This window comes from Vibrio sp. ZF57, assembly GCF_001691235.1.
Taxonomy (GTDB): Bacteria; Pseudomonadota; Gammaproteobacteria; order Enterobacterales; family Vibrionaceae; genus Vibrio; species Vibrio crassostreae_C.
This window is the reverse complement of sequence record NZ_MAKD01000041.1, coordinates 48628-71862: the sequence shown is the minus strand read 5'-3', so window position 1 is coordinate 71862 and position 23235 is coordinate 48628. Positions and strand designations below refer to the sequence as shown.

Annotated in this window: 25 protein-coding genes and 2 tRNA genes; 15 read left to right on the top strand and 12 right to left on the bottom strand. The window is 43.6% G+C overall.

Going from position 1 to position 23235, the window contains the following annotated elements; translation table 11 throughout:
- The first annotated feature begins 27 nt into the window (after window positions 1-27).
- On the top strand, window positions 28-567 hold the full coding sequence (locus tag A6D97_RS04910; protein WP_065583934.1) for a cupredoxin family protein: 540 nt from the start codon (window positions 28-30) through the stop codon (window positions 565-567).
- A gap of 127 nt (window positions 568-694) precedes the next feature.
- Here A6D97_RS04910 and A6D97_RS04905 read toward each other — a convergent pair whose 3' ends face one another.
- From A6D97_RS04905 to A6D97_RS04895, 3 genes are all read right to left on the bottom strand, one after another.
- A complete protein-coding gene (locus A6D97_RS04905) occupies window positions 695-952 on the bottom strand; it encodes a hypothetical protein (RefSeq protein WP_065583933.1) in 258 nt (85 codons plus the stop codon).
- A 307-nt stretch (window positions 953-1259) separates the two neighbouring features.
- A tRNA-Gly gene (locus A6D97_RS04900) sits at window positions 1260-1334 on the bottom strand.
- Window positions 1335-1372: 38 nt separating this feature from the next.
- A tRNA-Gly gene (locus A6D97_RS04895) sits at window positions 1373-1447 on the bottom strand.
- A gap of 525 nt (window positions 1448-1972) precedes the next feature.
- Here A6D97_RS04895 and A6D97_RS04890 point away from each other — a divergent pair.
- The 6 genes from A6D97_RS04890 (at window position 1973) to A6D97_RS04865 (ending at window position 7444) form a co-directional block, all read left to right on the top strand.
- Complete coding sequence (locus A6D97_RS04890) at window positions 1973-3136, top strand: threonine/serine exporter family protein (RefSeq protein WP_004731486.1); 1164 nt, start codon at window positions 1973-1975, stop codon at window positions 3134-3136.
- A gap of 179 nt (window positions 3137-3315) precedes the next feature.
- Window positions 3316-3654, top strand: coding sequence for a zinc ribbon domain-containing protein YjdM (locus A6D97_RS04885; protein ID WP_004731484.1), 339 nt, complete (start codon window positions 3316-3318; stop codon window positions 3652-3654).
- A gap of 72 nt (window positions 3655-3726) precedes the next feature.
- A complete protein-coding gene (locus A6D97_RS04880) occupies window positions 3727-4221 on the top strand; it encodes a GNAT family N-acetyltransferase (RefSeq protein ID WP_017069746.1) in 495 nt (164 codons plus the stop codon).
- A 93-nt stretch (window positions 4222-4314) separates the two neighbouring features.
- Window positions 4315-4746, top strand: a complete 432-nt coding sequence (locus A6D97_RS04875; RefSeq protein WP_065583932.1) for a GNAT family N-acetyltransferase — start codon at window positions 4315-4317, stop codon at window positions 4744-4746.
- Between the two features lie 140 nt (window positions 4747-4886).
- Window positions 4887-6248 (top strand): DUF1800 domain-containing protein, encoded by a 1362-nt coding sequence (locus A6D97_RS04870; RefSeq protein ID WP_065583931.1) that lies wholly within the window; start codon window positions 4887-4889, stop codon window positions 6246-6248.
- Window positions 6249-6256: 8 nt separating this feature from the next.
- On the top strand, window positions 6257-7444 hold the full coding sequence (locus A6D97_RS04865; RefSeq protein ID WP_065583930.1) for a DUF1501 domain-containing protein: 1188 nt from the start codon (window positions 6257-6259) through the stop codon (window positions 7442-7444).
- A 68-nt stretch (window positions 7445-7512) separates the two neighbouring features.
- On the opposite strand, the gene A6D97_RS04860 is transcribed toward A6D97_RS04865, so the two are convergent.
- The gene (locus tag A6D97_RS04860) at window positions 7513-8124 is read right to left on the bottom strand and encodes a LysE family translocator (protein WP_065583929.1); all 612 of its coding nucleotides are present in this window, start codon (window positions 8122-8124) and stop codon (window positions 7513-7515) included.
- 102 nt (window positions 8125-8226) lie between these two features.
- On the opposite strand from A6D97_RS04860, the gene A6D97_RS04855 reads away from it, so the two are divergent.
- Window positions 8227-9117 (top strand): LysR family transcriptional regulator, encoded by an 891-nt coding sequence (locus A6D97_RS04855; RefSeq protein ID WP_065583928.1) that lies wholly within the window; start codon window positions 8227-8229, stop codon window positions 9115-9117.
- Between the two features lie 60 nt (window positions 9118-9177).
- Here A6D97_RS04855 and A6D97_RS04850 read toward each other — a convergent pair whose 3' ends face one another.
- From A6D97_RS04850 to A6D97_RS04825, 6 genes are all read right to left on the bottom strand, one after another.
- Window positions 9178-10122, bottom strand: a complete 945-nt coding sequence (locus A6D97_RS04850) for an ADP-ribosylglycohydrolase family protein (RefSeq protein ID WP_065583927.1) — start codon at window positions 10120-10122, stop codon at window positions 9178-9180.
- A gap of 192 nt (window positions 10123-10314) precedes the next feature.
- Window positions 10315-11241 (bottom strand): amino acid ABC transporter permease, encoded by a 927-nt coding sequence (locus tag A6D97_RS04845; protein ID WP_065583926.1) that lies wholly within the window; start codon window positions 11239-11241, stop codon window positions 10315-10317.
- 134 nt (window positions 11242-11375) lie between these two features.
- The gene (locus A6D97_RS04840; protein ID WP_065583925.1) at window positions 11376-12185 is read right to left on the bottom strand and encodes a transporter substrate-binding domain-containing protein; all 810 of its coding nucleotides are present in this window, start codon (window positions 12183-12185) and stop codon (window positions 11376-11378) included.
- 12 nt (window positions 12186-12197) lie between these two features.
- The gene (locus A6D97_RS04835) at window positions 12198-12995 is read right to left on the bottom strand and encodes an amino acid ABC transporter permease (RefSeq protein WP_017062664.1); all 798 of its coding nucleotides are present in this window, start codon (window positions 12993-12995) and stop codon (window positions 12198-12200) included.
- Window positions 12995-13741, bottom strand: a complete 747-nt coding sequence (locus tag A6D97_RS04830; RefSeq protein WP_065583924.1) for an amino acid ABC transporter ATP-binding protein — start codon at window positions 13739-13741, stop codon at window positions 12995-12997. The genes A6D97_RS04835 and A6D97_RS04830 overlap by 1 nt, the downstream gene beginning before the upstream one ends.
- Before the next feature lie 225 nt (window positions 13742-13966).
- Window positions 13967-15115 carry an iron-containing alcohol dehydrogenase gene (locus A6D97_RS04825; RefSeq protein WP_048615371.1) on the bottom strand — a complete coding sequence of 383 codons (1149 nt, stop codon included), beginning with the start codon at window positions 15113-15115 and terminating at the stop codon, window positions 13967-13969.
- Window positions 15116-15308: 193 nt separating this feature from the next.
- On the opposite strand from A6D97_RS04825, the gene A6D97_RS04820 reads away from it, so the two are divergent.
- From A6D97_RS04820 to A6D97_RS04800, 6 genes are all read left to right on the top strand, one after another.
- Window positions 15309-16193: an AraC family transcriptional regulator gene (locus tag A6D97_RS04820; RefSeq protein ID WP_065583923.1), complete on the top strand. Its 885-nt coding sequence runs from the start codon at window positions 15309-15311 to the stop codon at window positions 16191-16193.
- Between the two features lie 569 nt (window positions 16194-16762).
- Window positions 16763-18010: a RidA family protein gene (locus A6D97_RS04815; RefSeq protein ID WP_065583922.1), complete on the top strand. Its 1248-nt coding sequence runs from the start codon at window positions 16763-16765 to the stop codon at window positions 18008-18010.
- 213 nt (window positions 18011-18223) lie between these two features.
- The gene (locus tag A6D97_RS04810; RefSeq protein WP_017062659.1) at window positions 18224-18580 is read left to right on the top strand and encodes a hypothetical protein; all 357 of its coding nucleotides are present in this window, start codon (window positions 18224-18226) and stop codon (window positions 18578-18580) included.
- Window positions 18581-18674: 94 nt separating this feature from the next.
- Entirely contained in the window at window positions 18675-18824 is a 150-nt protein-coding gene (locus A6D97_RS21965; protein WP_017062658.1) for a hypothetical protein, read from the top strand.
- 118 nt (window positions 18825-18942) lie between these two features.
- A complete protein-coding gene (locus tag A6D97_RS04805) occupies window positions 18943-19407 on the top strand; it encodes an acyltransferase (protein ID WP_017062657.1) in 465 nt (154 codons plus the stop codon).
- 69 nt (window positions 19408-19476) lie between these two features.
- Entirely contained in the window at window positions 19477-19995 is a 519-nt protein-coding gene (locus tag A6D97_RS04800) for a GNAT family N-acetyltransferase (protein WP_017062656.1), read from the top strand.
- A gap of 115 nt (window positions 19996-20110) precedes the next feature.
- On the opposite strand, the gene A6D97_RS04795 is transcribed toward A6D97_RS04800, so the two are convergent.
- Window positions 20111-20557: a DUF417 family protein gene (locus A6D97_RS04795; RefSeq protein ID WP_065583921.1), complete on the bottom strand. Its 447-nt coding sequence runs from the start codon at window positions 20555-20557 to the stop codon at window positions 20111-20113.
- Window positions 20558-20838: 281 nt separating this feature from the next.
- Here A6D97_RS04795 and A6D97_RS04790 point away from each other — a divergent pair, with 281 nt between their 5' ends.
- Window positions 20839-21201 (top strand): RidA family protein, encoded by a 363-nt coding sequence (locus A6D97_RS04790; protein ID WP_017062654.1) that lies wholly within the window; start codon window positions 20839-20841, stop codon window positions 21199-21201.
- Between the two features lie 128 nt (window positions 21202-21329).
- On the opposite strand, the gene A6D97_RS04785 is transcribed toward A6D97_RS04790, so the two are convergent.
- Window positions 21330-22916 (bottom strand): BCCT family transporter, encoded by a 1587-nt coding sequence (locus tag A6D97_RS04785; RefSeq protein ID WP_017062653.1) that lies wholly within the window; start codon window positions 22914-22916, stop codon window positions 21330-21332.
- Between the last annotated feature and the right edge of the window lie 319 nt (window positions 22917-23235).

The window sequence follows — 23235 nt, the reverse complement described above, 5'->3', positions numbered from 1 at the left end:
AAAACAGAATTAATCTAAGGAACGACCATGAAAAAGACACTAATTGCTATCGCTCTAACACTGACCACTGCAACGGCTTTTGCTGAAATGGATCACTCAATGATGAAAAATGGAGAGTTGGATCATTCAAAAATGGATCACAGCATGATGAAGGATGGAAAGATGGACCATTCGATGATGAATATGGAAGGCATGTCTGAAGTGGGTATGCCTGCGACAGGCGCAAAGCCGGATAAAGTGGTTCATGTTCTGTTAAGTGACGATATGAAAATCACATTTAAGAACAAGGTTGATATTGAGCCAAACGACGTGGTGCAGTTTGTTGTGATGAATACGGGCAAGATTGATCACGAATTCTCGATTGGTTCTGCTTCAGAGCAGCTAGAGCACCGTGAAATGATGAAAAACACGGGTAATCACGCCCATGACTCGGGTAGCACAGTTACAGTTAAGCCGGGTAAAGCGAAGCAATTGCTGTGGCATTTCCATGGTGATAATAACGTAGAGTTAGCGTGCAATATCCCTGGTCACGCTGAAGCGGGTATGGTGAAGTCGTTAACGCTTTAGACGTTAATCAATAGCGCTTTGTTGAATTAGAAATTCAATGAGGGCTAGAAAATTAAAGATAAGTCTTAACTTATACCTTAAAGCGCTTTGCTGTGAGGGATTCGCTGAGGCTTATCTTTATTTATAGTCACTGTAGCAAGATAGAAGTTTCAAGCAGATGGTGTGCTTCGCCGCTCAGATGCGGTAGCTCTGCCATGATCTTTTTAAACTTGTCATCGATTGACTCTGCTTCATTCAGCGATCGAAAAGCCAGTACAGCCTGTTCAGGCTCGCTGTTCACATAACCTTTCAATGTATCTAGCTGAATTTTATTGGCATTTTCAACTTTTGCTAGCGCGACATTAATTGCTTCGATGCTAATTGTTAACTCATTGCTTTTAAACATTTTTTATTATTTATGGGTTGTTGCTAATGCGCGCACATTAACACAATGATTTTTGCAGATATTGACCAAGATTATTAAATTGGAACAATTTTGAAAATCATTAAAAGCTGAACTGCAATGTGTGATTTGGATAGGTGTCAGAAATACGAAGCGAATTAAGGAGTTAATAGCTTTGGTTGGTCAATCTAAGCTTAAACAAAATAAGTTTAATCAGTATAGATTTAATGACTATGGATTTAACTAACGGAGAAAGTTTTTGAATAGCGTGTCGCTGAAAGAAAGCACGTCATGGAGCGTAAGGATAAGTTGGAGCGTGCAGCGGGAATCGAACCCGCATCATCAGCTTGGAAGGCTGAGGTAATAGCCATTATACGATGCACGCACACTGTCTTAAGAGTAAGACTGAGGTATCAAGAAGACTGGAGCGTGCAGCGGGAATCGAACCCGCATCATCAGCTTGGAAGGCTGAGGTAATAGCCATTATACGATGCACGCACATCGTCTTAACGAGTTTGATAATGCCACATCTAACTGAAAACGAAACCTTTTTCTTTCATTTTTATTCTAAGTGCTCGCATAACCACCACTCCGCTAGTTTTTCCATCATGTTCGGCGTTTTCAGAGTGAATAAAATGTGACTAAAATCTCTAAAAAAGGAGGGCGAGAAATAATAGTAAATGTCATGTTGCTTTTTGCGATAAATCCGCCTTAATTTATAAACCTGTTTCAGTGGTGCTTGGTTGTCATAAATCTCCTGAAAATTAAGGAATTTGGAGTGTTAACATAAACTGATTTTTATTCGTGTTTTAGCATCCGATAATAACAATCTGAATGCATAAATTTAACTTATCAGCCTGTCAAAACATTCAGTAAACTAATCCCAAATGAGTAGAGTTATAGACACTTATAAGCCTTTGCAGAAAAAAGTAACGAGTTCAGTTGATAATTCACGCAAAAGTCTCGTCATTCCGTCTATCGTTTGGTACATTTGCCGCACATTTTGTCTCCCCTAAAATTCCCATGCCTTCTCAGTTCCGAATTAACAAAATTGTTGAAATTGGTGACACTCTTCACCGCAGTGGCTGTGCTCCTTACAAGCTAGAGAAATACACTCAATTCTATGCAAAAAAGCATGGTGTGGATGTGATGATCCAAGCAACGCCAACTGCGATTAACTATCAATTTCCAGACGATAACAACGCCGTTATTCTTAAGCGTCTAAAGCCTGCGTCAATTAACCTGAGTTTGTTGGCCAATACGATCATTCGTATTAACCAGCCAAGCAGTGAGCCTGTACCAGAACCTGTCGGTTACTCAAAATTTGTGACTGCACTTGCCAATATGGGTATTCCGCCTGCTTATTTGATGCTGGTGGGCAGTACGTTGGAAGCGGTGGGCTTTTCTGCGTTATTGGGTTTGATGGTGTGGGTATGTCAGCAAGTTCTTCATTCACGTCGTGCTATCGCGGTTGAGTTCATCTCGGCACTGCTAACCGGTATCTTCGTGGCGTTTCTGGCGAGCACAGGGTTGCCGATTCCGGTGTGGGCGTTGTGTATCGCCTCGATTGTCTTGTTTGTCCCCGGGTTATCCATAGCTAACGCATTAGAATGTTTGGCGTTTAATGACTTGGTTTCTGGTACCAGCTTGCTAGGGCAGAGCGCCTTAACCCTGATTAAGCTGTTTGTCGGGATTATCATGGGGCTCAACATCGGTGAAGCGATATGGGGACAAGCGGTCTCCATCGACTATACCAACGCGGTACCGATGTGGATGCACATATCTGGCTTGGTGCTGATCTCTGTGTCTATCGGTGTGATGTTCAATGCTCGCCCTAAAGACATCTTACTTGGTTTGCCAGTTGCCGTTCTCGGTATGTGGGGCCCATTCTATCTAGGTTTTGATAGTGGTTGGGTTGTCGGCACTTGGGTGACGACGGTTCTTATTACTTTGTACGGAACTTGGATTGCCAAGAAGATGGAGCTCACGGGTTCTATTTATATCGTGCAAGGGATCATCATCTTGGTTCCGGGTAGCCGAGTATTAGTGAGTGCCAGCCAGTCGGTGTTTGAACAATCGATTTTGCCTATCCCGAGTATTGGTTTATCGGCGTTATTCATGTTCTCGGCAATCGTGGCAGGGCAAATTACCGCTTACTCGATTTACTCACCAAAAGTCGAACGTTAAGCCGTTCCGCTTTTCAAACCTTTAAACAAACACAGCTTAGCGGCTGTGTTTGTTCGTTTTAGGTGCTGCTCTTTTTTGAAGACAATTAGCTCTCCGTAAAACTTGTTAGATTTATGCTCGCTAAGCCTGACAAGAGCCATTAAAATGGAACAAATTCTATTTAAATTAAGTATTAACGTATGTCTCTACCTCCTTGCCCGCAATGCCAATCTGAATATGTTTACCCAGACCAAAACAACCTAATCTGCCCTGAGTGCGCCTACGAATGGAACCCAGAAGAAGAGCGTTTAGAAAGAGAAGCCGCGCGTGTTAAGGACGTGAATGGCGTTGTATTGGAAAGTGGCGATAAAGTTACCTTCATTAAAGATCTAAAAATTAAAGGCAGTTCTAGCGTATTGAAAATTGGTACTAAAGCTGTGATTCGACGCATCAATGAAGGCAAAGATCACCAACTAGATTGCAAGCTGGATGGTGGCGGTGAAATGCTGGTTACGGCGAAGTACGTTAAGAAGCAGTAGTCGATAATAGGTCAAAATTGCGAGTCGCTCCTGAACTAAATAGCGTAGAAGCCGTTGGAGAATCAACATCATATGGACATGGTTAAAGCTGCTCTTTCACATTCAACGGCCTTTCATTACTATGTGAACGCTTGCGCTGAGGATGGGGTAGATATTTACACGGGGATTTCCGATGGCAGTGATGCCTATTTAGAAAGACGAATTGCTTATTCAAAAGGCGAGGGTTTGCCAGAAGGGTGGACGCCTGCTTCTACGTATTTTTGTATCGACTCTGGTCAAATCCTTGGTGTCATAAGAGTTCGTCATGGTACCAGTCCGCACATTCACGATGTTATTGGACATATCGGATATGAGACGCTGCCACAAGCCAGAGGGCGGGGTATCGCAAGTCATATGTTGTCTTGGGTTCAACGACACGTATTGACCGAAAGCGCTATTATTACGTGTGAGAGGGGCAATATTGCTTCGCAAAAGGTGATAGAGAAGTGCGGTGGACAATTCCTGAATACCTTTTATTCAGAGCAAGATAAACACGAAGTCTTACGTTACCAACTAGAACCAAAATGAACATTTAAGCGTGGCATCTTTTGGTTTGATCGGGGTTACTATGTCCCGGTTTAAACGAAAATGAAGCCATAGCCAATTATTGTTGGAGGTATTTTGAAGTATTCAACAAGACCTGCTCAGTCATCAGATTATGAATTTCTGTTCGAGCTTAAGAAGGCCGCTGAGTTTGAACCAATCAAGGCCGTATTTGGCTGGGATGAACAAATTCAACGAGATATACACGCCGAAGAGTGGGCAGAAGAACGCCCTGAAATCATTGAATATCAAGGTAAAACGATTGGTAGTGTGTTGTTGCAAGACAAAGGCGAGCACTTCTATTTTTGCCGATTCTTCTTACTACTTGAGTATCATGGAAAGGGCATTGGCAGCCAAGTATTGAAAGATTGCTTAACTAAGGCTGACAGCCTCAATAAACCCGTCGAACTTTGTTACCTGCAAGGTAATCGAGTTGGGGAGTTGTATTTAAGGTTTGGCTTCGAAATCACCTCGCAAAACGATCAGTTTGTCTATATGTGGCGTAAATAGACACTCATTCAAAATGATCACACCGTGTCGGTAACTTGATAGGCACCTGACACTTATCTAACGTAAAACCTTGTAAAGCTCCCTATGCTTGATGACTAAGCGATTACACTTAGAAAAGATCGAGCGTAAGGGAGTGTGCAATGAATTATTACCCGACTTCAAAAATCGTGGGTGAACAAAGGTTTGGCTTTGGGCCAAAACTAGGTCAAACAACCTATTATTCTCCTGTAGAACAGTTGGATAAAAAGCCATTCGTTCACCAAGCTATACAAGACTTACCGAGTACTGAATCTACTCTGATTAAAGTAGGAGAGAATCGTGTACAACGAATGAAGGCCAAGGGTGACGAACAACAGATGCAAGCCACGAAGAAAGAAGCGCAGTCTTTTCTTCGAACGCAGTATCGACAACAAGCTCAAGCTCGCCACCTACAAAGTGTTGAAACTCCTTATGGTTTTCAAGAGCGCATCATTCAGTTTTGGAGCAATCACTTCGCCATCTCGGTCGATAATCGAAAACTGATGCCCTTGGCCGCCAGCATTGAAAACGATGTGGTTCGCCAGCATTGGAATGGTAACTTTGGCGAGATGCTGATGGCTTCTTCTAAACATCCTGCGATGCTTCTGTATCTCGATAATCAACTCTCGATTGGTCCCAATTCAAAAGTCGGAAAGCGCCGTAATAAGGGGCTCAATGAGAACCTCGCTCGTGAGATCTTAGAACTCCACACTCTTGGCGTTGACGGTTCTTATACTCAGCAAGATGTTATTGCTTTAGCAAAAGGCATTTCAGGCTGGGGCATTAAATTCAAATCTCCTGATGCTGGTTTTCGATTCGCTAATAATCTGCATGAGCCAGGAAGTATCACACTGCTTGGAAAGTCCTATTCTCAATCCGGGGTCTCGCAAGGAGAGTCGTGTTTAAAAACCTTAGCGACCCACAAAGACACTGCTGCGCACTTGGTTGATAAGCTTTGCCAGCATTTCATTGGCGACATATCTAAAGAACTCTCAGAGCAAATGGTTGCTGAATATCTGAAAGGCGAGGGAGATTTACTGCCTATCTATCGCTTGTTATTGAACAGCGCTGAGGCGAGTAAACCTAACCCTAATCGTTTTAGACCGCCGAAGGAGTGGCTGTTTGCCGTTCTTCGTAGTGCCGATATTTCTTTAAACGAGAAACAGGCATTCAATGCACTCAACAATTTAGGGCAGCCTCCTTTTAAACCGGGTTCACCTGCAGGCTGGTCGGATCAAGACAGAGACTACAATAGCCCTTCGGCGTTGACTCAACGTATGCAAGTTGCGAATAGGCTTGCGTCTGTTGCAATAAAATCGGCTAAAGCGTCAGGAGTTAAGCCGAAAGCGGTAGTGGATAAAGTGATCGCGGGTTTATATGGCGATGCTATTGATGAACACACCCAAATTGTATTGAACAAAGCCGACAGCGCTGCAATGCAACTTTCCCTGTTGTGGCTAAGTCCGCAGTTTCAATATCGTTAGGAGTGGGTATGAAAAAGCCAGATTGTTCTCAGAATAAAGCACCACATAGTATTAACCGCCGTCAGTTCATGGGCATTGCAGCGGCTGTTGGCGTCAGTGCGATACTGCCATTTCCAAGCTTTGCAAAAACAGCTTCAGACAATATCTTCATTTGGGTATCACTGCGTGGCGCGATGGATGGTTTAAATGTTGTAGTGCCGCATACCGATCCGGATTACTCTAATTTGAGACCCAACATCGGATTGAAACCAGAACAGCTACTGAAGTTGGATGATTTCTTTGGGCTCCATCCGTCTCTAAAGCAGTGCCATCAATGGTATAAAAGTAACGAACTCAGCTTTGTACACGCTTGTTCAACCGCTTATCGCGAGCGCTCACATTTTGATGGACAGAAAATATTAGAGAATGGCACTTCCGACCCGTTTAACACCGTAGGGTGGATTAACCGTTTACTCACGTTGAGCTCAGAAAAATACGATGGAATAGCGATTGATTCGGGCTTACCACTTATCATGCAGGGCGAATCGACCGTGGCAAGTTGGTACCCAAACCGCTTAAAAACACGTGATAAACAAACGGAACTGCTGGAAGAGTTGTTTCAAAGTGACCAAATGCTGTCTTCAAACTTTGAAAGTGTCATGAAGATAGATCAACTGGTAGGCGACCAAGGTGTCGGCAAACAGTTTAAATCATTGATGGGTAAAACAGGCGACATATTGTCGGCTGATAACGGACCAAACATCGCAGCGTTAGAACTCGGTGGGTGGGACACTCACGCCAATCAAGGTAACGTAAATGGACGGTTGAGTAATCAGCTTAAAACTTTGGATGTTGGGTTAGCGGCTCTCAAGGCTTCACTTGGTGATCGTTGGCAGAAGACAGTGATCATTGCAGCCAGTGAATTTGGTCGAACAGCAAAAGAAAATGGCACTAAAGGAACCGACCATGGCACCGGCAACGTCATGTTTGTTGCAGGTGGCACGATGCCATCGTTGAAAGGAGCGGGTGGTAAGGTTATTGCCAATTGGCCGGGCTTGAGCCAAAGCCAACTATATGAAGGCCGAGATCTTAATCCAACGATTGATATGCGTTCGGTTATCAAGGGTGTGCTCAACCGACATTTATCGATAGAAGTGAAACAACTCAACGCTATCTTCCCTGATAGTGCCGATATTAGACCGATAAATCTTGTTTAGAGTTTTACCAAGACCCAGTTAGATGCGATTCAGTCGTTTGAATCGCTTTCTATTTCTGACTCGCTTGTTTACGATTTAATCGCCAACAGTGCTCCGAACGTCACTAAGCCAACCCCACACGCTTGATTGAGTCTTTTCTTGGCTCTCAATAAGTGCTTTTGTAACGTCTTCGAAGTGAAAAGCATGGCGACAACTCCAAACCATAATCCGTGAAGAAAAATCATATAAAGTCCATAGCCGAGTGCGACATGCTGGTTCTCTGCATCAGGTGAGATGACTTGAGTGAAGATGCTCAAGAAGAACAACATGGTTTTTGGGTTGAGCACGTTACACAAAAAGCCCTGGGCTAAATAGCGCCAAACACTGGTGCTTTGCTTCGTATCTTCCATCGGTGCAAGTTTGTTGTTTGCGCTCAGGATACCTTTTAGCCCTAGATAAATAAGGTAGGTTGCACCTGCGTATCTAATCATGTCAAACAGCTGCTCATTCTGTGAGATTAAGTAACTGATCCCAAGCATTGAATAACTGATGTGAACACAAATCGCTAAACTCACACCGATTGCAGTCCAAATCCCTGCTTGTCTTCCTTGATTGACACTGTTTTTCAAAACTAAAACGAAATCAGCGCCTGGGCTGATAACAATCAATAGTCCCAATACTGCTAGGCTTAACCACTCCATAATGACTCCAACTCTTTATATTTGATGAGCGAGCATTGTATGGTTTTTTATTGCTGCGTATAATCGAAATGAATTCCATCTGTCTGTGAGAAAAAATCACACATGAGACATTTGAAAGCATTTCATATTTTCCACGTAGCAGCGCATTCGAGCAGTTACAGTGATGCGGCGGATAAACTCAATATCACACATGGCGCAGTGAGTAAGCAGATCAAGGTATTGGAAAATCACTTATCTCACGCCTTGTTCTATAAACAGGGCAGGAATGTGTGTCTCACCAAAGAGGGGGAATTACTCAAAGGTTACACAGAGCAAGCGTTCCAAGCCTTGGAAACTGGAGTCCATAAGCTTAATCAGCTGAATCATCAAGCGTTGGAGGTTTCATGCGAACCCACATTGACCATGCGCTGGTTAATGCCTCGACTCGGTGATTTCTATAACGAATCCGGAATTGATGTTCGATTGTCTACCGCAGGTGGGCCTGTGACATTAGGCGCAACTGGATTAGATATGGCCATTCGCCGAGACGACTTCAACGTAACCGAGCATTACAAACAGATACCGTTAGTTGAAGAGTGGGTTGGCCCTGTGTTCTCGCCTGATTACTGGCAACAGGTCAAAGACAAGCTAGCCGATGTAAAATTACTGCACAGCAGCACGCGACCAAACGCTTGGAGCCACTGGGCATCCATCACCAAAGATAGTGAATTTGATCGCCGATTGGTGTTACAAACTATATCAAACCAGACCTTTGCACACTTCTATTTCTGCTTTCAAGCGGCTGTTGATGGGCTAGGAGCGGCTCTTGGTTCTTATCCATTGGTGGTTGATGATTTGAATAGAGGCAACTTAATCGCACCGTTCGGCTTTGTGCCTTCCGGTCATCAGTACATATTGCTCACACAAGATAACAAGCGCGATGAGCCAGAAAGCCCGTTTGTGGTTTGGCTGAAAAATGAGTTATCGCAGTGTGTTCCAACCTTAAAGGAATGACAGTCTTCGACCTAGAAGTTTACTTGTCTTATGTCAGACTCTAGTTCGTTATTGTGGAAATCACTCAATAGGTAAAGACAGCACGCCGCCATTGAGTTCGACTTGGTTTAACCATTCTGTTGGAATCGCTCCGGCTTCTTCATAGAAGCAAGCCGCTAATACCGCGCCAATCACGATCGCACGCCCGCAGCTATCGCCCCCACATAAAATGTTGTCGCGGATACCTTGTTTAAAGCTCTGAGCGCCAGCAATGATGCGAATCAGCAGCGGGAACGCGGCACTCAATTCGCAATGCAACCCGAACTTTTTCGCGGCATCTGTTATTGAAAGCTCAGGCGCTGAGAGGGCTTCATCGATTTGATCGTGTATAAACTTGCTGCAGGTTTGTCGTACCATCTCTACTGATTGTAATGGTGAATTGCCTTGTATCGCGGCTTGAATCAGTAGGGTGATGGCTTGTGCCCACTCTACCGCTTTATCATTATTATTAGTGACTCGTACCGCACTCTCTACCATTGCAGGTAAGGTGTGAGAGGTGTAAGTACACGCCACTAATGGAATGATCTTTGAGACTGCGGGGAGCTGTGTATCATCCGCGCCACAGGCAGTAATCGGGGCATTTGCCAATTCTAATTGATGGATGTTCAACAAGCTCATACGAGTCGCTTTATCAATATAGCCTCGCCAACTACCACCAAAATCAAACCAGAATCGGAAGTGCTTGATGTAGTTCGCTTCATCGTACTGTTGGTTGTCGACTAAACTGTCGACCATCGCCAATAGCTGAGCACCATACTGTGATTGTTCACCTGCGGTTTTTCCTTGGTGAGCAAAGTAGCCCTTGTCTTGATAATCGAACTGATTCGGTGAGCGAAATTCTGGCTCAAAACCTGCTACGTGTAAGATCCTCTCTTGGTCATATAGCCAGTGCAGCCCCATTGAAGCAGCGTCTCCAACTAATGCGCCGACAACGGCGTAAAAAGCTCTTTCTTTATGATTGTCCATGTTGAGCGATGTCCTTGAGATGAATCAACGTAGTTCGATACGTTAAGTATAGTGATTAGCCGAGCATTTTGCTGTGTTTCTAAGAAGAAATATGAAGGAATAAATCCTGACTGATCAATAACTTAAATCAATCAGGTGAAATGGGTAAGGGTGATGAATAGCTGGGCGAGTCGGTACTTCTTATTAATGACGTTACTGATGGTTAAGGTAAGCACTAGAACGTTGCTCAATCACTTTGAACAGACGCGAAAGCACAAAGCATAAAGCAAAATATACGAAGCCTACAATCAGCCAGATCTCGAAGATCAAACCTGACGAGTTTGCCATTTCAGTACCAACGAAAGTCATCTCTTGGATAGAAATCAGAGACACAATCGACGTGTCTTTAACCAAAGAGATTGCTTGGCCAGCCAATGGCGGTGTGATGGCCGTTAATACTTGCGGGCCAACCACAAATCGATACTTAGACAATGCCGATAAGCCGAGTGAATCGGCCGCTTCCCATTGCCCTTTAGGAATACTTTCTAAGCCAGCTCGAATCACTTCTGCGATGTAAGCCGAAGAGAGCAAACCAATACAGATAACACCAGACGCCAAGTTTTCCCAAAGGTTAGCTGGGCCGAACAGAAAATCTTGAACAGCATTAATCTCGCCGTTGTGTTCACGTAAAATGCTTTCTAAACCAAGCAATGGGATCAGCTGGTTAGAAACAAAGAAGTAAAAGATAAAGACAAACACCAGCGGCGGAATATTACGAACCAACTGAATGAAAATCAGTGCCGGTGTTTTGAAGAAAGCGATCTTTGAGTGTCTTGCCACACCTAACAATGTGCCAAAAGAGAGTGCTAACACCATACTCCATAAACTTAAGCGCAGTGTCGCGATCAAGCCTTGGAAAAAATAGGGAATACTGCCTTGAGAAGGCGGAATAAAAATCAGGGTAAACGCATCTTCCCAGCGCCATTGGTAGTTAATACCAACAGCAGAGCGATAATAAAGCCAGCCTGCAAATACACACATGACAGCGAGTAACACGCCATCCAAAAGGTTAAGGCGTTGATACCAAGGCTTCATATGAACGTTGGGCTTAGGTGTTGTCAATGCGCTAGTACTACTCACGTCATTCCTGTTTAAACAATAATAATTAGTAGGCTGTTTTGTTGAGTTTTAGATCATCAATAAAGCGAATCAAGTTGCCGATGAGAAGGCAGTGCAGACAACGCACTGCCTCGATTCACTAGCAAAAGTTCTGATTACTGACCTTGAGCAATCTGGTCTTGCCAATCTAGAGTAGAGAACCAGTACTCGTAACGCTCTTTCAACCAACCGTCTTCAGTACGTGCTTTGATCCATTCGTTGAAGAATTCTGCCTTGTCAGTTTCACCTAGGCGAACTGCAAATGCTTCGTTACCTTTTGACAGACGCTCTTCAAATGGAATAAATAGCGTGTCTGCGTTTTTGATCGTTTCGTGTTCTGGTTTCGGGCTAGACGCGATAACCGCGTGTGCGTTGCCGTTCAACACTTCTTGGAATGCTTGAGCATCGTCATCGAACTGTAGAACTTTCGCTTTAGGGAAGGTTTCACGAGCGACTTGAACTGTGAATGCTCCCCGACGTGCTGCAATTTTTATACGGCGAGAGTCAAAATCAGAGATCTGAGTAAAACCTTCCGCTAGCTCTTTATTAGCCGCCAGTTGAACGCCAGAGTGCGAGTAAGGTTCAGTGAACAATACGCTTTTAGCTCGAGCTTCAGTGATAGACATACCGCCAATGATCACATCAAACTTCTTCGATAATAGAGAAGGGATAATACCGTCCCATGCCGTAGGTACAAATTCGACTTTCCAACCAGAATCTTCGGCAAGGCGTTTCGCCACGTCGATTTCAAAGCCAACGAGATCGCCTTGTTTGTTACGCATCGCCCAAGGAACAAATGTCGACATACCAACGCGCAGTGAGCCACGTTCGTTGATTTTATCGAGGTTAGGCGTTTCAGAAGCAAGTGCAGGCAAACTTACGGAAAGCGCAAGTAGGGCTGTAATCGCGGTTTTAAATAGCTTCATGCTGATAAATCCTTATTGTGTTCGCCAGTTAGCTCCGAGCTTATGCTCAAGCCAAGCAGCAACGGCAGAAAGTGAAAGTGTAAGAGCAAGATAAATGATCGCCACAGAGAACCAAATCTCGAATGGCATCGCGGTTTCAGAAACTATGTTTCTGGCTTCGGTTGTTAGGTCAAAGATAGCCATGACACTCACAATCGAAGAGTTTTTGATAAGAGAGATCACTTCATTAGTCAAAGGTGGCAAGGTGCGTTGCACCACCTGAGGAAGAATCACATCCCAGTAAGTATAGGTCTTTGATAAACCCAAAGATTGAGCTGCTTCAAATTGTCCTCTCGCAATACCATTTAAACCAGCACGGAAGATTTCGGCGGTGTAAGCACCTTGGAAAAGTGCCAAGGCCAAAACGGCAGTGCTAAAACGATCCAGCCCTAACACGGGGCCAAACACAAAATAGAGCAAATAAATTTGTACTAATAACGGCGTGTTACGAATCAACTCAACATAGCTGGTGGCCAAGGTGCGTCCAACCACAGAATTTGAGTTTCTCAATAGCGCCGTCGTTAAGCCGATGATCAGTGTCGCGACCAAAGAAATCAGAGAGATATTGATGGTAACCAGTAGCCCTTCAACTAACTCTGCAGGCCACCATTCGCCATCTTCATAGAAAGCAATATAGTCCGGCACGCGCTCCCATTGCCAGCTGTATCCCATGGTTTGTGCGCCAGAATCGAGAATCCAGACAACAGCGGCCACTAGTACAACAATTTGTATTAGAGCGGAAAGGGCTGGTTTAATAATTCGAATCAACATCAATAAGTCAGGATCTGATTTAGGAACGCTTGAGTACGTTCATGTTGAGGGTTTTCAAAGAGCGCTTGTGGGGTATTCGATTCCACAATTTGTCCTTCATCCATGAAGATAACGCGGTCGGCCACTTGTTTTGCAAAGCCCATTTCGTGGGTGACACACACCATGGTGATGCCTTCGCTCGCCAGTTCAACCATCACATCGAGTACTTCGTTGATCATCTCCGGATCAAGCGCTGAAGTGGGTTCATCGAACAAGAGTAATTCCGGCTTCATACACAGAGAACGGGCGATAGCCACACGTTGTTGCTGGCCGCCAGAAAGTTGCACTGGGTATTTGTTGGCTTGTTCTGCAATGTGCACACGCTCGAGATAGTGCATTGCTATCTTTTCGGCTTCTTGTTTGCTTTTTTTAAGCGTACGAATTGGAGAAAGAGTAAGGTTCTCAAGCACGGTAAGATGGGGGAATAAATGAAAGTGCTGAAACACCATTCCGACTTGGCCCGGTGTGTTGAACTTACCCGGGAGTACTTTTTCTAGCACGGAAAGTTCGCCACTTTCGAAAGGTTCTAGCTGATTGATACAACGGATCAAGGTTGATTTACCCGAACCAGACGGCCCGCAAATCACCACTATCTCTCCTTGTTCAATATTTAAATCGATATCCTTTAGGGCATGAAAATCACCATACCACTTGTTAAGTGACTTAAACTTAACCATTTCCTTGAGATTGTTCAAATCGTTGTTCATACCTAGTAAAGAGACAGGTTTACCTTAACAATATAGAAATATGATTGCACATAAAATTAGGGACTTATGAGAATTTAATAGCATCTTGTAGGGCAAATTAAAAAGCAGCGCCCAAAATGAGCACTGCTTCTGTTGTACGAAAGAAAAAAGTAATGGGTTCAGTCAGATGTGAAAATTCATCGTTGTATGACCACTATCTTTACTTTCTCTCTATTTTCCCGATTCTTAGTGAATCGCAGACTCTAGAATCTCACGTGTTTTCTCTGGCGTGATTGCTTGATTCTCACCAAGTTGTAGGTAGCCGTGTGATTCAAGTTGAGCGACAACATTGTCAATCGCCGTTGCTTTGTTTGTTTCGTAGCCGTCAAACATGGTTGCTACGTCTAGGCTGTGGTAGAACGCTTCGATTGCAGCGATTGTGCGTTCTGCTAAATCAGCACCCGCTTCTAGGCCAAATACGTTACGACCCATTTGCTCAAGCTTGCCACGTTTTGCTTCGATTTGGTTACGAAGTAGTGAAGGTTGAACAATCGCAAGCGAACGTGCGTGGTCTACGTGCCATAGTGCTGTGAATTCGTGGCCAATCATGTGAGTTGCCCAATCTTGAGGAACACCCGTACCAATTAGGCCGTTAAGCGCTTGGTTTGCTGTCCACATTAGGTTTGCACGCCATGCGTCGTTGTCACGCTCGTCGTATTGCTTACCCAGTACAAGTAGGTTCTTAAGCAGTGTTTCCGCGTAACCGTCTTGAACCATCGCGTCTGTTGGCATCGTGATGTATTGCTCACACACGTGTACCCACGCATCAACTAAACCGTTGATCAATTGGCGCTCAGGTAGAGACTTCATTACATCTGGGTCCATAACCGCAAACTTAGGCTGTACTGCAGGGTTAAGGAAAGCAAGCTTCTCTTGAGTCGCTTTACGCGTGATTACCGCACCCATGTTAGATTCAGAACCTGTCGCAGGAAGTGTCAGTACCGCACCGATTGGCGTCGCTTCAGTTACTTGGTGTTTGCCCGTTAGGATGTCCCAACCGTCGCCGTCATATTTAGCCGCTGCAGCAACGTACTTAGAGCCGTCGATTACTGAACCACCGCCAACAGCGATAATGAATTCTACGTTTTCTTCTTTAACAAGAGCGACTGCTTTGTCTAGCGTCTCTTTGGTAGGGTTTGCTTCAACGCCAGAGAACTCGATCCAAGAGTGATCTTTCAAAGATTCTACAACTTGGTCGTAAACACCGTTGCTCTTGATTGAACCGCCACCATAGATGACCAGTACTTTCTTCGAAGTATCAACCGCTTGGCTGATAGCGTTGATTTGGCCTTGGCCGAAATGGATAACAGTAGGGTTAACGTAAGTAAATTGCATCAGAGATTCCTTGTGTAAAGCGAAATTTGTTATTTTGGTTTATTGCTCAATTTCTATATTTGCATATTAGTACAGTAATCTAGGTCAATGAAGAGCTGTTCCTCCAAATAAATTGCCTATTTCTACAAACTTGATATTCTTCCTCTGCTTTAGCTTACTTACTCTTAGCACTTGGAATGGAAAGTCGCCACTTATGAAAACACTCGCGCAGTTATTACAGTCTTATGTAGAACACAAAGGTTGGGATGATCTCGAAGGGATCAGAGAAACTGAAATTGGCGGTGTGTGGTTGTATAGAAGCAGTGGCGGGAATCAGCGTCAGCCATTTACTTACCAGTCGGGTATTATCATGCTCGGGCAGGGCAAAAAGAACATCTACATTGGCGACAGACCCGTTACTTACGCTGCAGGTGATTATCTTGTGGTGGGTGTGCCAATGCCGTTAGAGTGCGAAGCCTTGCCTGTTAATGGTGAACCATTGCTTGGCTTGTCGATTAGCATTGATTCTCAACGCTTGCATAGCTTAGTCAAAAAGCTCGAAGATCAAGGCTTCTTAGACAGCTACTGCAACAAGCACAAACAGAACTCGAGTGGCTTAGAATCGACGCCAATGGAAGAGCAAATGCTAGAGAGCTTTACCCGATTGGTGAAAACGCTGCATTGCGACATTGAGGCCAACATATTGGGCGATGCCATGGTAACGGAGATTGTCTACCGCGCATTAACCGGTTCAGAAGGGCGTGTGCTGTTTGATTTAGCTCATCATGATGGCCATTACGCACGTGTTGCCAAAGCGCTGTCTAAAGTGCATGAAGAGTACGACCAAACCATCACCGTTCAATCGCTTGCTGACGAAGCCAACATGAGCGTGTCTGCCTTCCACAATGCATTCCGTAATGTCACCTTTGAATCACCTCTTCAATACTTGAAAAAGGTTAGACTTAATAAAGCGAAAGAGCTGATTCAACTAGAAGGCCTTCGTATTAGTGATGCTGCACGTCGAGTCGGTTACTCCAGCCCATCTCAATTTAGCCGCGAATTTAAGCGCCACTTCAATACTACTCCAAGAGCGGTTTAGTTCTTCTTTCAACGAAACTATGTGTTGAGAGCTATAATGCCAAAAGCTATGGTGACGATTGCTCATATTTGTTGAATTATATGAGTAAATGTATCTAATCATAGGCATTGTCAGATTGTAGGTATTTGATTCTCGAATATATTATTAACGTACTTATATAAAATAAGCTCTCGAAAATAATTAATTAAATAGCCTAAGAGTTTATGCACAGGTATAGGGGAGAAACTCACTAACTTAGCTATTAACGAAGTTTTAGTGTGAACAACCTATCAAATATTATCTAAAATTCTGGAATTACTCACCGTACTATCAGAGAGAGTATTCAGGATTATTGAATAGACTTAAAATTAAAGATAATTTAGCAGTTGATAAAGCCTAGTACGACGGATAATTAGTCGTTTGATGACTAATTATTCTGTAACTTGCTGATTTATAGTCAACTGAGAGTCTGATGGATATCACGTTTACCCTAAAATAATTCACTTAACATGGCGCTACTTTAATCATTCTTCCAAATACGATTGTTAAATATAAATACGTATACCTATTTTATTTAAAGGATAATACCGATGAGTAGCGATATCATTAAAATTTCAAGAAACACTGAAAACGCGCCAATTAATTCTGTATCTACACAAACGGTCGCTTTTTCTCATTATAATAACTTTTCTGCTCAACTACCGATTGACCCTAAAACGGGTGAAATAGTCATCGGTGATATTAAAGATCAAGCAGCACAATGTTTGAATAATATTAAAGCGATTGTTGAAAGCATCGACCATGTTATGGATGATGTCGTGAAGATTCATGTTTTCGTTAAGAATATTTCTGATATCGATGCTATTGATGAAGTTTACAAAAGCTTCTTCCACAACAGTCTGCCAACACGCACTGTCGTGGGTGTCGCTGCACTGACAAACAGCGATGCGCTGGTTCAAATGGATGCTCTCATTTCTAACGGTGAAGGCACTAAACCACAAGCACCTTGCGCTCTAATTAAGGTATCAAGAAATACGGATAATGCACCTCAAAGTACTGTGTCCACGCAGACTGCTGCCTTTTCTCACTACAACAATCTTTCAGCTCAGTTGCCTATAGATGTAGCCACAGGTGAGTTGGTTGATGGTGGTATCGAAGCGCAAACAGCACAATGTCTATCAAACATCAAAGCTATTCTAGAAAGTATCGGTCATGTCATGAATGATGTGGTTAAAACGACTATCTACCTAAAAAATATCGCAGATGCGGAAGTGGTAAATGAAGTATGTGCTAAATTCTTCCCAAGCTACGTTCCTGCTCGTACTGTTGTTAACGCAGCTGAATTACCAATGGGTGCTTTAATTCAAATTGATACATCCATTTCACATGGCGACGGTACACCGCCGCAATTACCAGAAGACACTCGCTTACTGGTTATTGAAACCAATAATACTGTTTCTGCACCATTCATGCCTTATTCGCATACTGTTGCTTTCTCTCACTACAATCATATTTCAGCCCAATTACCTTTAGATCCGAAAACAAATGAAATCGTTGCTGGCGGGGTAAAAGAACAAGCGGAACAATGTTTAAACAATATTAAGGCGATAATTGAAAGCGTTGACCATAGCATGGACGATACGGTGAAAATTAATATTCAACTTAAGGATATTTCAGATATTGATGTGGTAAACGAAGTCTACACCACATTCTTTAATGCTGAGCTGCCTGCAAGAACGGTAGTAGGGGTTTCAGAAATCCCAATGAATGCTTTAGTACAAATTGATGCTGTCGTTTCTAACTGTGAAGGGACACCTCCACAAGACGTTGTTGCATAAATCAATTGAACCCTTCTCGATAATATCGATCAGATCTCGGTTTAGCTTCCAAATAGGGAGCAAACTCAACAGGCCGAGATCTGATCCGTTCACTTCATTACTCAAGTCCATCGAAGCGACACACCTAAGCTTATCCCGTAAACATGGTATTTATAAGGTTGAAGTGTTTTAATATGAAAAACGGACGCTTAACGTAATAAAGAAAACCAGTTTATGCAATTTCGAGCCATTTTACTGCTATGCCTTACCCTAATAGGGTGTTCGTCCAATCAAGAGTTGGTACCCGACCCAACAACCATCACGCTATTTTATGGTGATACATCCATCGCCGCAGGTGTTTTAGAGGATAAAACATTCAATTCAGTCCTTGCCGATAGGGTTGAAAGCGTTACGTTTTCGGGCTCAATATCAAAGAAAGACTCTGGCTATTTTGTCGATATGTTAGTGATTCGAGAAACAAAAGAGCCACGTTCAACACGACAGCTTAACACCTCGCTTCTAATGAAACCGGGAGAGTTAGTAGATGTTGGCGGCGTGAATAACGATGTGTTCAGGGTAATCCTCGAGTAACAAAAATAAAGTGTTCAATTAATCTGATTTTTTGCTTTACCTCAACCTAACTTCAAGTCTTAAGCTTCTCTTACTGATTAAGAAGGAGCTTATTATGCAAAATAACTACGTAAAAGAACTCGCCGTTAAAACTTACCAAGAAGACCTTCAAAAAGAGTACGTTAGATCTAAAGCTCAGCCATTCCACGCCCCAAGTTTTATCGGTGGGGTGCTGTTGTCAGTTGTGCTGGTGGGACTGTTTTAATTTATGCAGAATTTCTGATCCATTGCCAACTCTCAACATATCTATTTGCTGCACTTTAATGCTTACGGCACAATCTCTTAGGTTGAATTGTGACGCTAATGTCGAGAGGAAGTGAAGTATGGCAAGTCCAAGAGTATTAAAGTCACAGATTACTGATATTACCTGTGGCGAGAATGTCACTATCATCGAGCCAAGTAACGTTTATGGCTGTGAGCTTAAAGATGATGTGTTCGTTGGCCCCTTTGTTGAGATTCAAAAGAACACCGTGATAGGTGCGAGAAGCAAGATTCAATCTCACACCTTTATCTGTGAGTATGTGACCATTGGAAGTGACTGCTTTGTTGGTCACGGAGTCATGTTTGCCAACGACTTATTCAAAGAGGGCAAGCCAGATCCTAATCCTGAAAGTTGGGGGCGTACCTTGATAGCTGACAACGTCACGATCGGTTCTAACGCTACGGTTCTGTCTGTCAGCATTTGCGAAGGTGCAGTAATCGGCGCGGGCAGTGTGGTAACGAAAGACATCACCGAAAAAGGTATCTACGCAGGTAACCCAGCCAAGAAATTGAGAGGTTTACCGTAACCGTATTAATAAGCCGTGGTTCATGAATCATAAGGTGCGGCTTTTTAGGGAAACATTAGAGTATTTGTCATGGATGTATTTTTACACTTACTTCAACCGAATGACGCGAGTGCGCTTTTGGATTTTGAGGTCGAAAATCGAGAGTGGTTTGAGCAATTTATTCCAGTTAGGGGTGATAGCTTCTATTCAAATGCAGGTGTGACCGAGCAAATCACCAGCTTTCTAACTGAATACGAGAATGGTGAGATGATTCCTATGTTGATCAAAGACGCCAATGGCACTGTCTGTGGAAGAATCAACATCCGCGATATCGACCAGATCGCCCATAGTGGAGAGCTAGGGTATCGAGTAGGTCGTTCCTTTGCTTCAAAAGGCATTGCGTCTAACGCAGTAAAGCAGTTTCTACTCTATTTGGAGGAACAGACCAACCTTAAATATGTTGATGCCTATGCGTTAGTGGGCAATATCGGTTCCAACAAAATCTTATCCAATACCGGTTTTGAATTGGTCGAGTATGTTGAGAGCTACGCGGTGTTTAAAGGAGAACATCAAGATGCTAATTTTTATCGTAAGGTTTTAGCTGACTAGGTGACTATCAGTGCCTTATACATTAGAAGCTGGCAGCGTCCTTCTAGCCAGCTTCGAGTATTTTTATTTAAAGGTTTAAGGTTACTTCTAGGTTTGGCCACTTCTAGATTTACGGTTACTTCTGAGGTTTGTTATGTTCGATTACGCTAGTCGCGATAGCCAAAAACAGGATATCTTTCACTAGGAAGAAGTTAGTGACTAAGATGCCATCCGATACTTTCCAAGCGTTTGGCGTTGTAACCAGGAAGCTAAGTGTCACAACAAAGATAGCCGATGCAGCAATGCCTGAGTAGAAAGCTACTGTCGGCTTCTTAAATCCAACGATCAATCCAATCGCGACGATGATCTCCGCGCCACCCACCATGTTAGACACAGCTTGTACTGAGAACAGATTGTAAAGCCAGTTCATTGCAGGATGGTTTGCGATTAAAGGCTCGATAAGCATTGCTTCGGTTGGCGTAAACTTGTAAATACCAATCCAAGCTAACACCAACGCTACGCCAATCACGCCTAGGTTATATCCCACATTACTCTGTTTTAAATCATAGGTTTGAACATGCATAAAAGTACTCAATTTAATAAACTCCCTGAATATGACCGCAATAGCTCAGATTAAATTTCGCATTGAGAATAATAATTAATATATTTATCTAAAAACTTAATAGGTAGCGACTTATTGTCTCGATAGAAACTCAAAGGCTAGTGATGTTGAGAACCAAAGCAATGGGTAGGCGATAGTGCTGTTCAAAAGGTAACGCGAGCTTTCTAATTTTTGTTTTCAATATTCATGATTTGGATTAGATTACGCTGATGTTCACCCTAATTATAAGAAGAGTATAACCAGTGAAAATTCATAGAATTAACCCGACCAAACGTTGGTCTGATGTAACTGTTTTTAACGGTATTGCAAGCTTTGTGGAAGTGGCAGAGACGGATACAACAGCAGGAATTAAGAGTCAGGTTCAGCAAATCTTCGAACAAGCCGAAGAAATGATGAGTTTGGTAGACAGCGACAAATCTCGCGTATTGTCAGTGACTATTTATCTCACGGATTTCGCTAACTTTGATGCACTCAATGAAGTTTGGGAAGCGTGGTTCCCTGAAGGCTGCGCGCCAAGCCGTGCATGCGTGAAAGCAGAACTTGCTAATCCTGAGCTACTGGTTGAGATGTCGTTTATGGTTGCTGCGGGTGAAAAGTTTCAATAAGCCGAACTATCGATTGAAATAAGCTTCGTAGATAGAAGTAACGAACAGATAAAACAAAGCCACTCAGGTGAATCACTTGAGTGGCTTTTTAGTGTTCTACGCTACCCGAAACTAAATCGGGTCAGGTATTAAGCGATACCTTGATCTCTTGCCATCTGCTTCGCGATCTTCGGCGCGTGCCATAGACACGGGAGCAAGATAAACGATACCGGAACCGCTGTGATTACAATGAACGACTGTAGAGCGGAGATGCCGCCTGAACCCATCGAGATAAGTGTGATCGCTACCGCACCCATGATGATACCCCAGAAGGTACGTACCGCTGCGTTTGGCTCTGTCGTACCCGTCATTACCACACTGATGGTGTAAGTCATTGAGTCACCTGTTGTCACGATGAACGTGGTCGTCAGGATCAGGAACAGAATTGCAATCAGAGTTGGGAACGGCAGTTGCGCGGTAATTGCTAGAAGAACCGCCGGAAGGTTGAAGCCTTCGAACGCACTAGAAATCACACCTGGGTTCTCTAATTCAAACGCTAGACCACTACCACCAACGATGCTGAACCAGAAACACGTTACAAGCGGTGCAACGATGCTAATAGAAACGATCATTTGGCGAATAGTACGGCCACGTGAGATACGAGCAATGAAGATCGCCATCATTGGGCCATAACCTAAGAACCAACCCCAGAAGAACACAGTCCAGCCACCTAGCCATGCTGTATCTTGGCGGTATAGCGCCATTGGGATGAAGTTATCAACCATTTCGCCCATACCTTGCAGGTAGCCATCAACGATGAAGCTCGTTGGGCCAACAAGAAGGATGTAGCCGATTAGACACACAGACAAGATGATGTTGTAACGGCTTACCAGTTGGATACCTTTGTTCACGCCGCTCAAAGCAGAAAGCGTGTACATTGCGATAGCAAAGATAATAACAACACTTTGAGTTGCAAAGCTGTCTGAAATGCCAAATAGTTCGCTCAGTGCGTAGCTGATTTGTAGGCCAAGGAAGCCGATAGGGCCGATAGTACCTGCGGCTACAGCCACGATGCTGCATGCGTCGACAACGTTACCAACCCAACTGTTAATCGCTTTGTCGCCAAGTACTGGGTAAAGCAGAGTGCGAGGCTTAAGAGGAAGGCCTTTGTCGTAATGCAAGTGCATTAACACGATGGAAGACAAACCACCTAAGATTGCCCATGCAAGGAAACCCCAGTGCATGAAAGATTGTGATAGAGCATTGAACGCCATCGCTTGAGGATCTGCGTTGCCATACAGTGGCGGAGCTGAAACAAAGTGAGCGATAGGCTCTGCGGCTGCCCAGAACACACCACCGCCGGCTAGCAGCGTACATAGGACGATAGACATCCATTTAAAGGTGGTCATTTCAGGTAGGGCAAGCGTTCCTAAGCGAACGTGGCCGGTGCGACCTAGTGCAAGCACTAAACCGATAATGAAGTTGAGAAGTAGTAGGACTTGCCAGAAAGCACCGAACCACTTAGTTGAATAACTAAAGCCGATGTTTACAAGTTCGGACAACACGGAGGTGTTGGTGAAGGCTAGGATGACAAAGAGGGTTAAAAAACTGCCACTAAGCCAAAAGACTGGGTTTCCGAGTTCCAGTTTTTCACCCAAAGATTGAGCTTTATTGAAATCGATAGAAGTAGATTCTGCGTTGATGTTTTCGTTGGCGACTTGCGTCAAGTTGGACATTATTTCTTCGCTATATTTGGCTCTTTCGAGCCTATGTATTTCTCCCACACTTGCATTGGAAATGTGAGGTTCGTCAAAAAAATCCGCGATACTACCACAATTGTTAAGAAAAAGTGGGCAAATTTAGAAAAGAAATCAGTTCTACGGCGAAATCAATCCCTTTTGGTTAGTTTTAAAACGAAATTTCAGAACGAACAAATAAAGCAGATATGAATAGAGTTTTGTAATTAAGGATACGAATTAGGCGATATTTTTTAGCGTACCGAAATAAATTTAATATTAGTTGTTCGTGCAAAATAAGTGTCGACTCATTGCATGC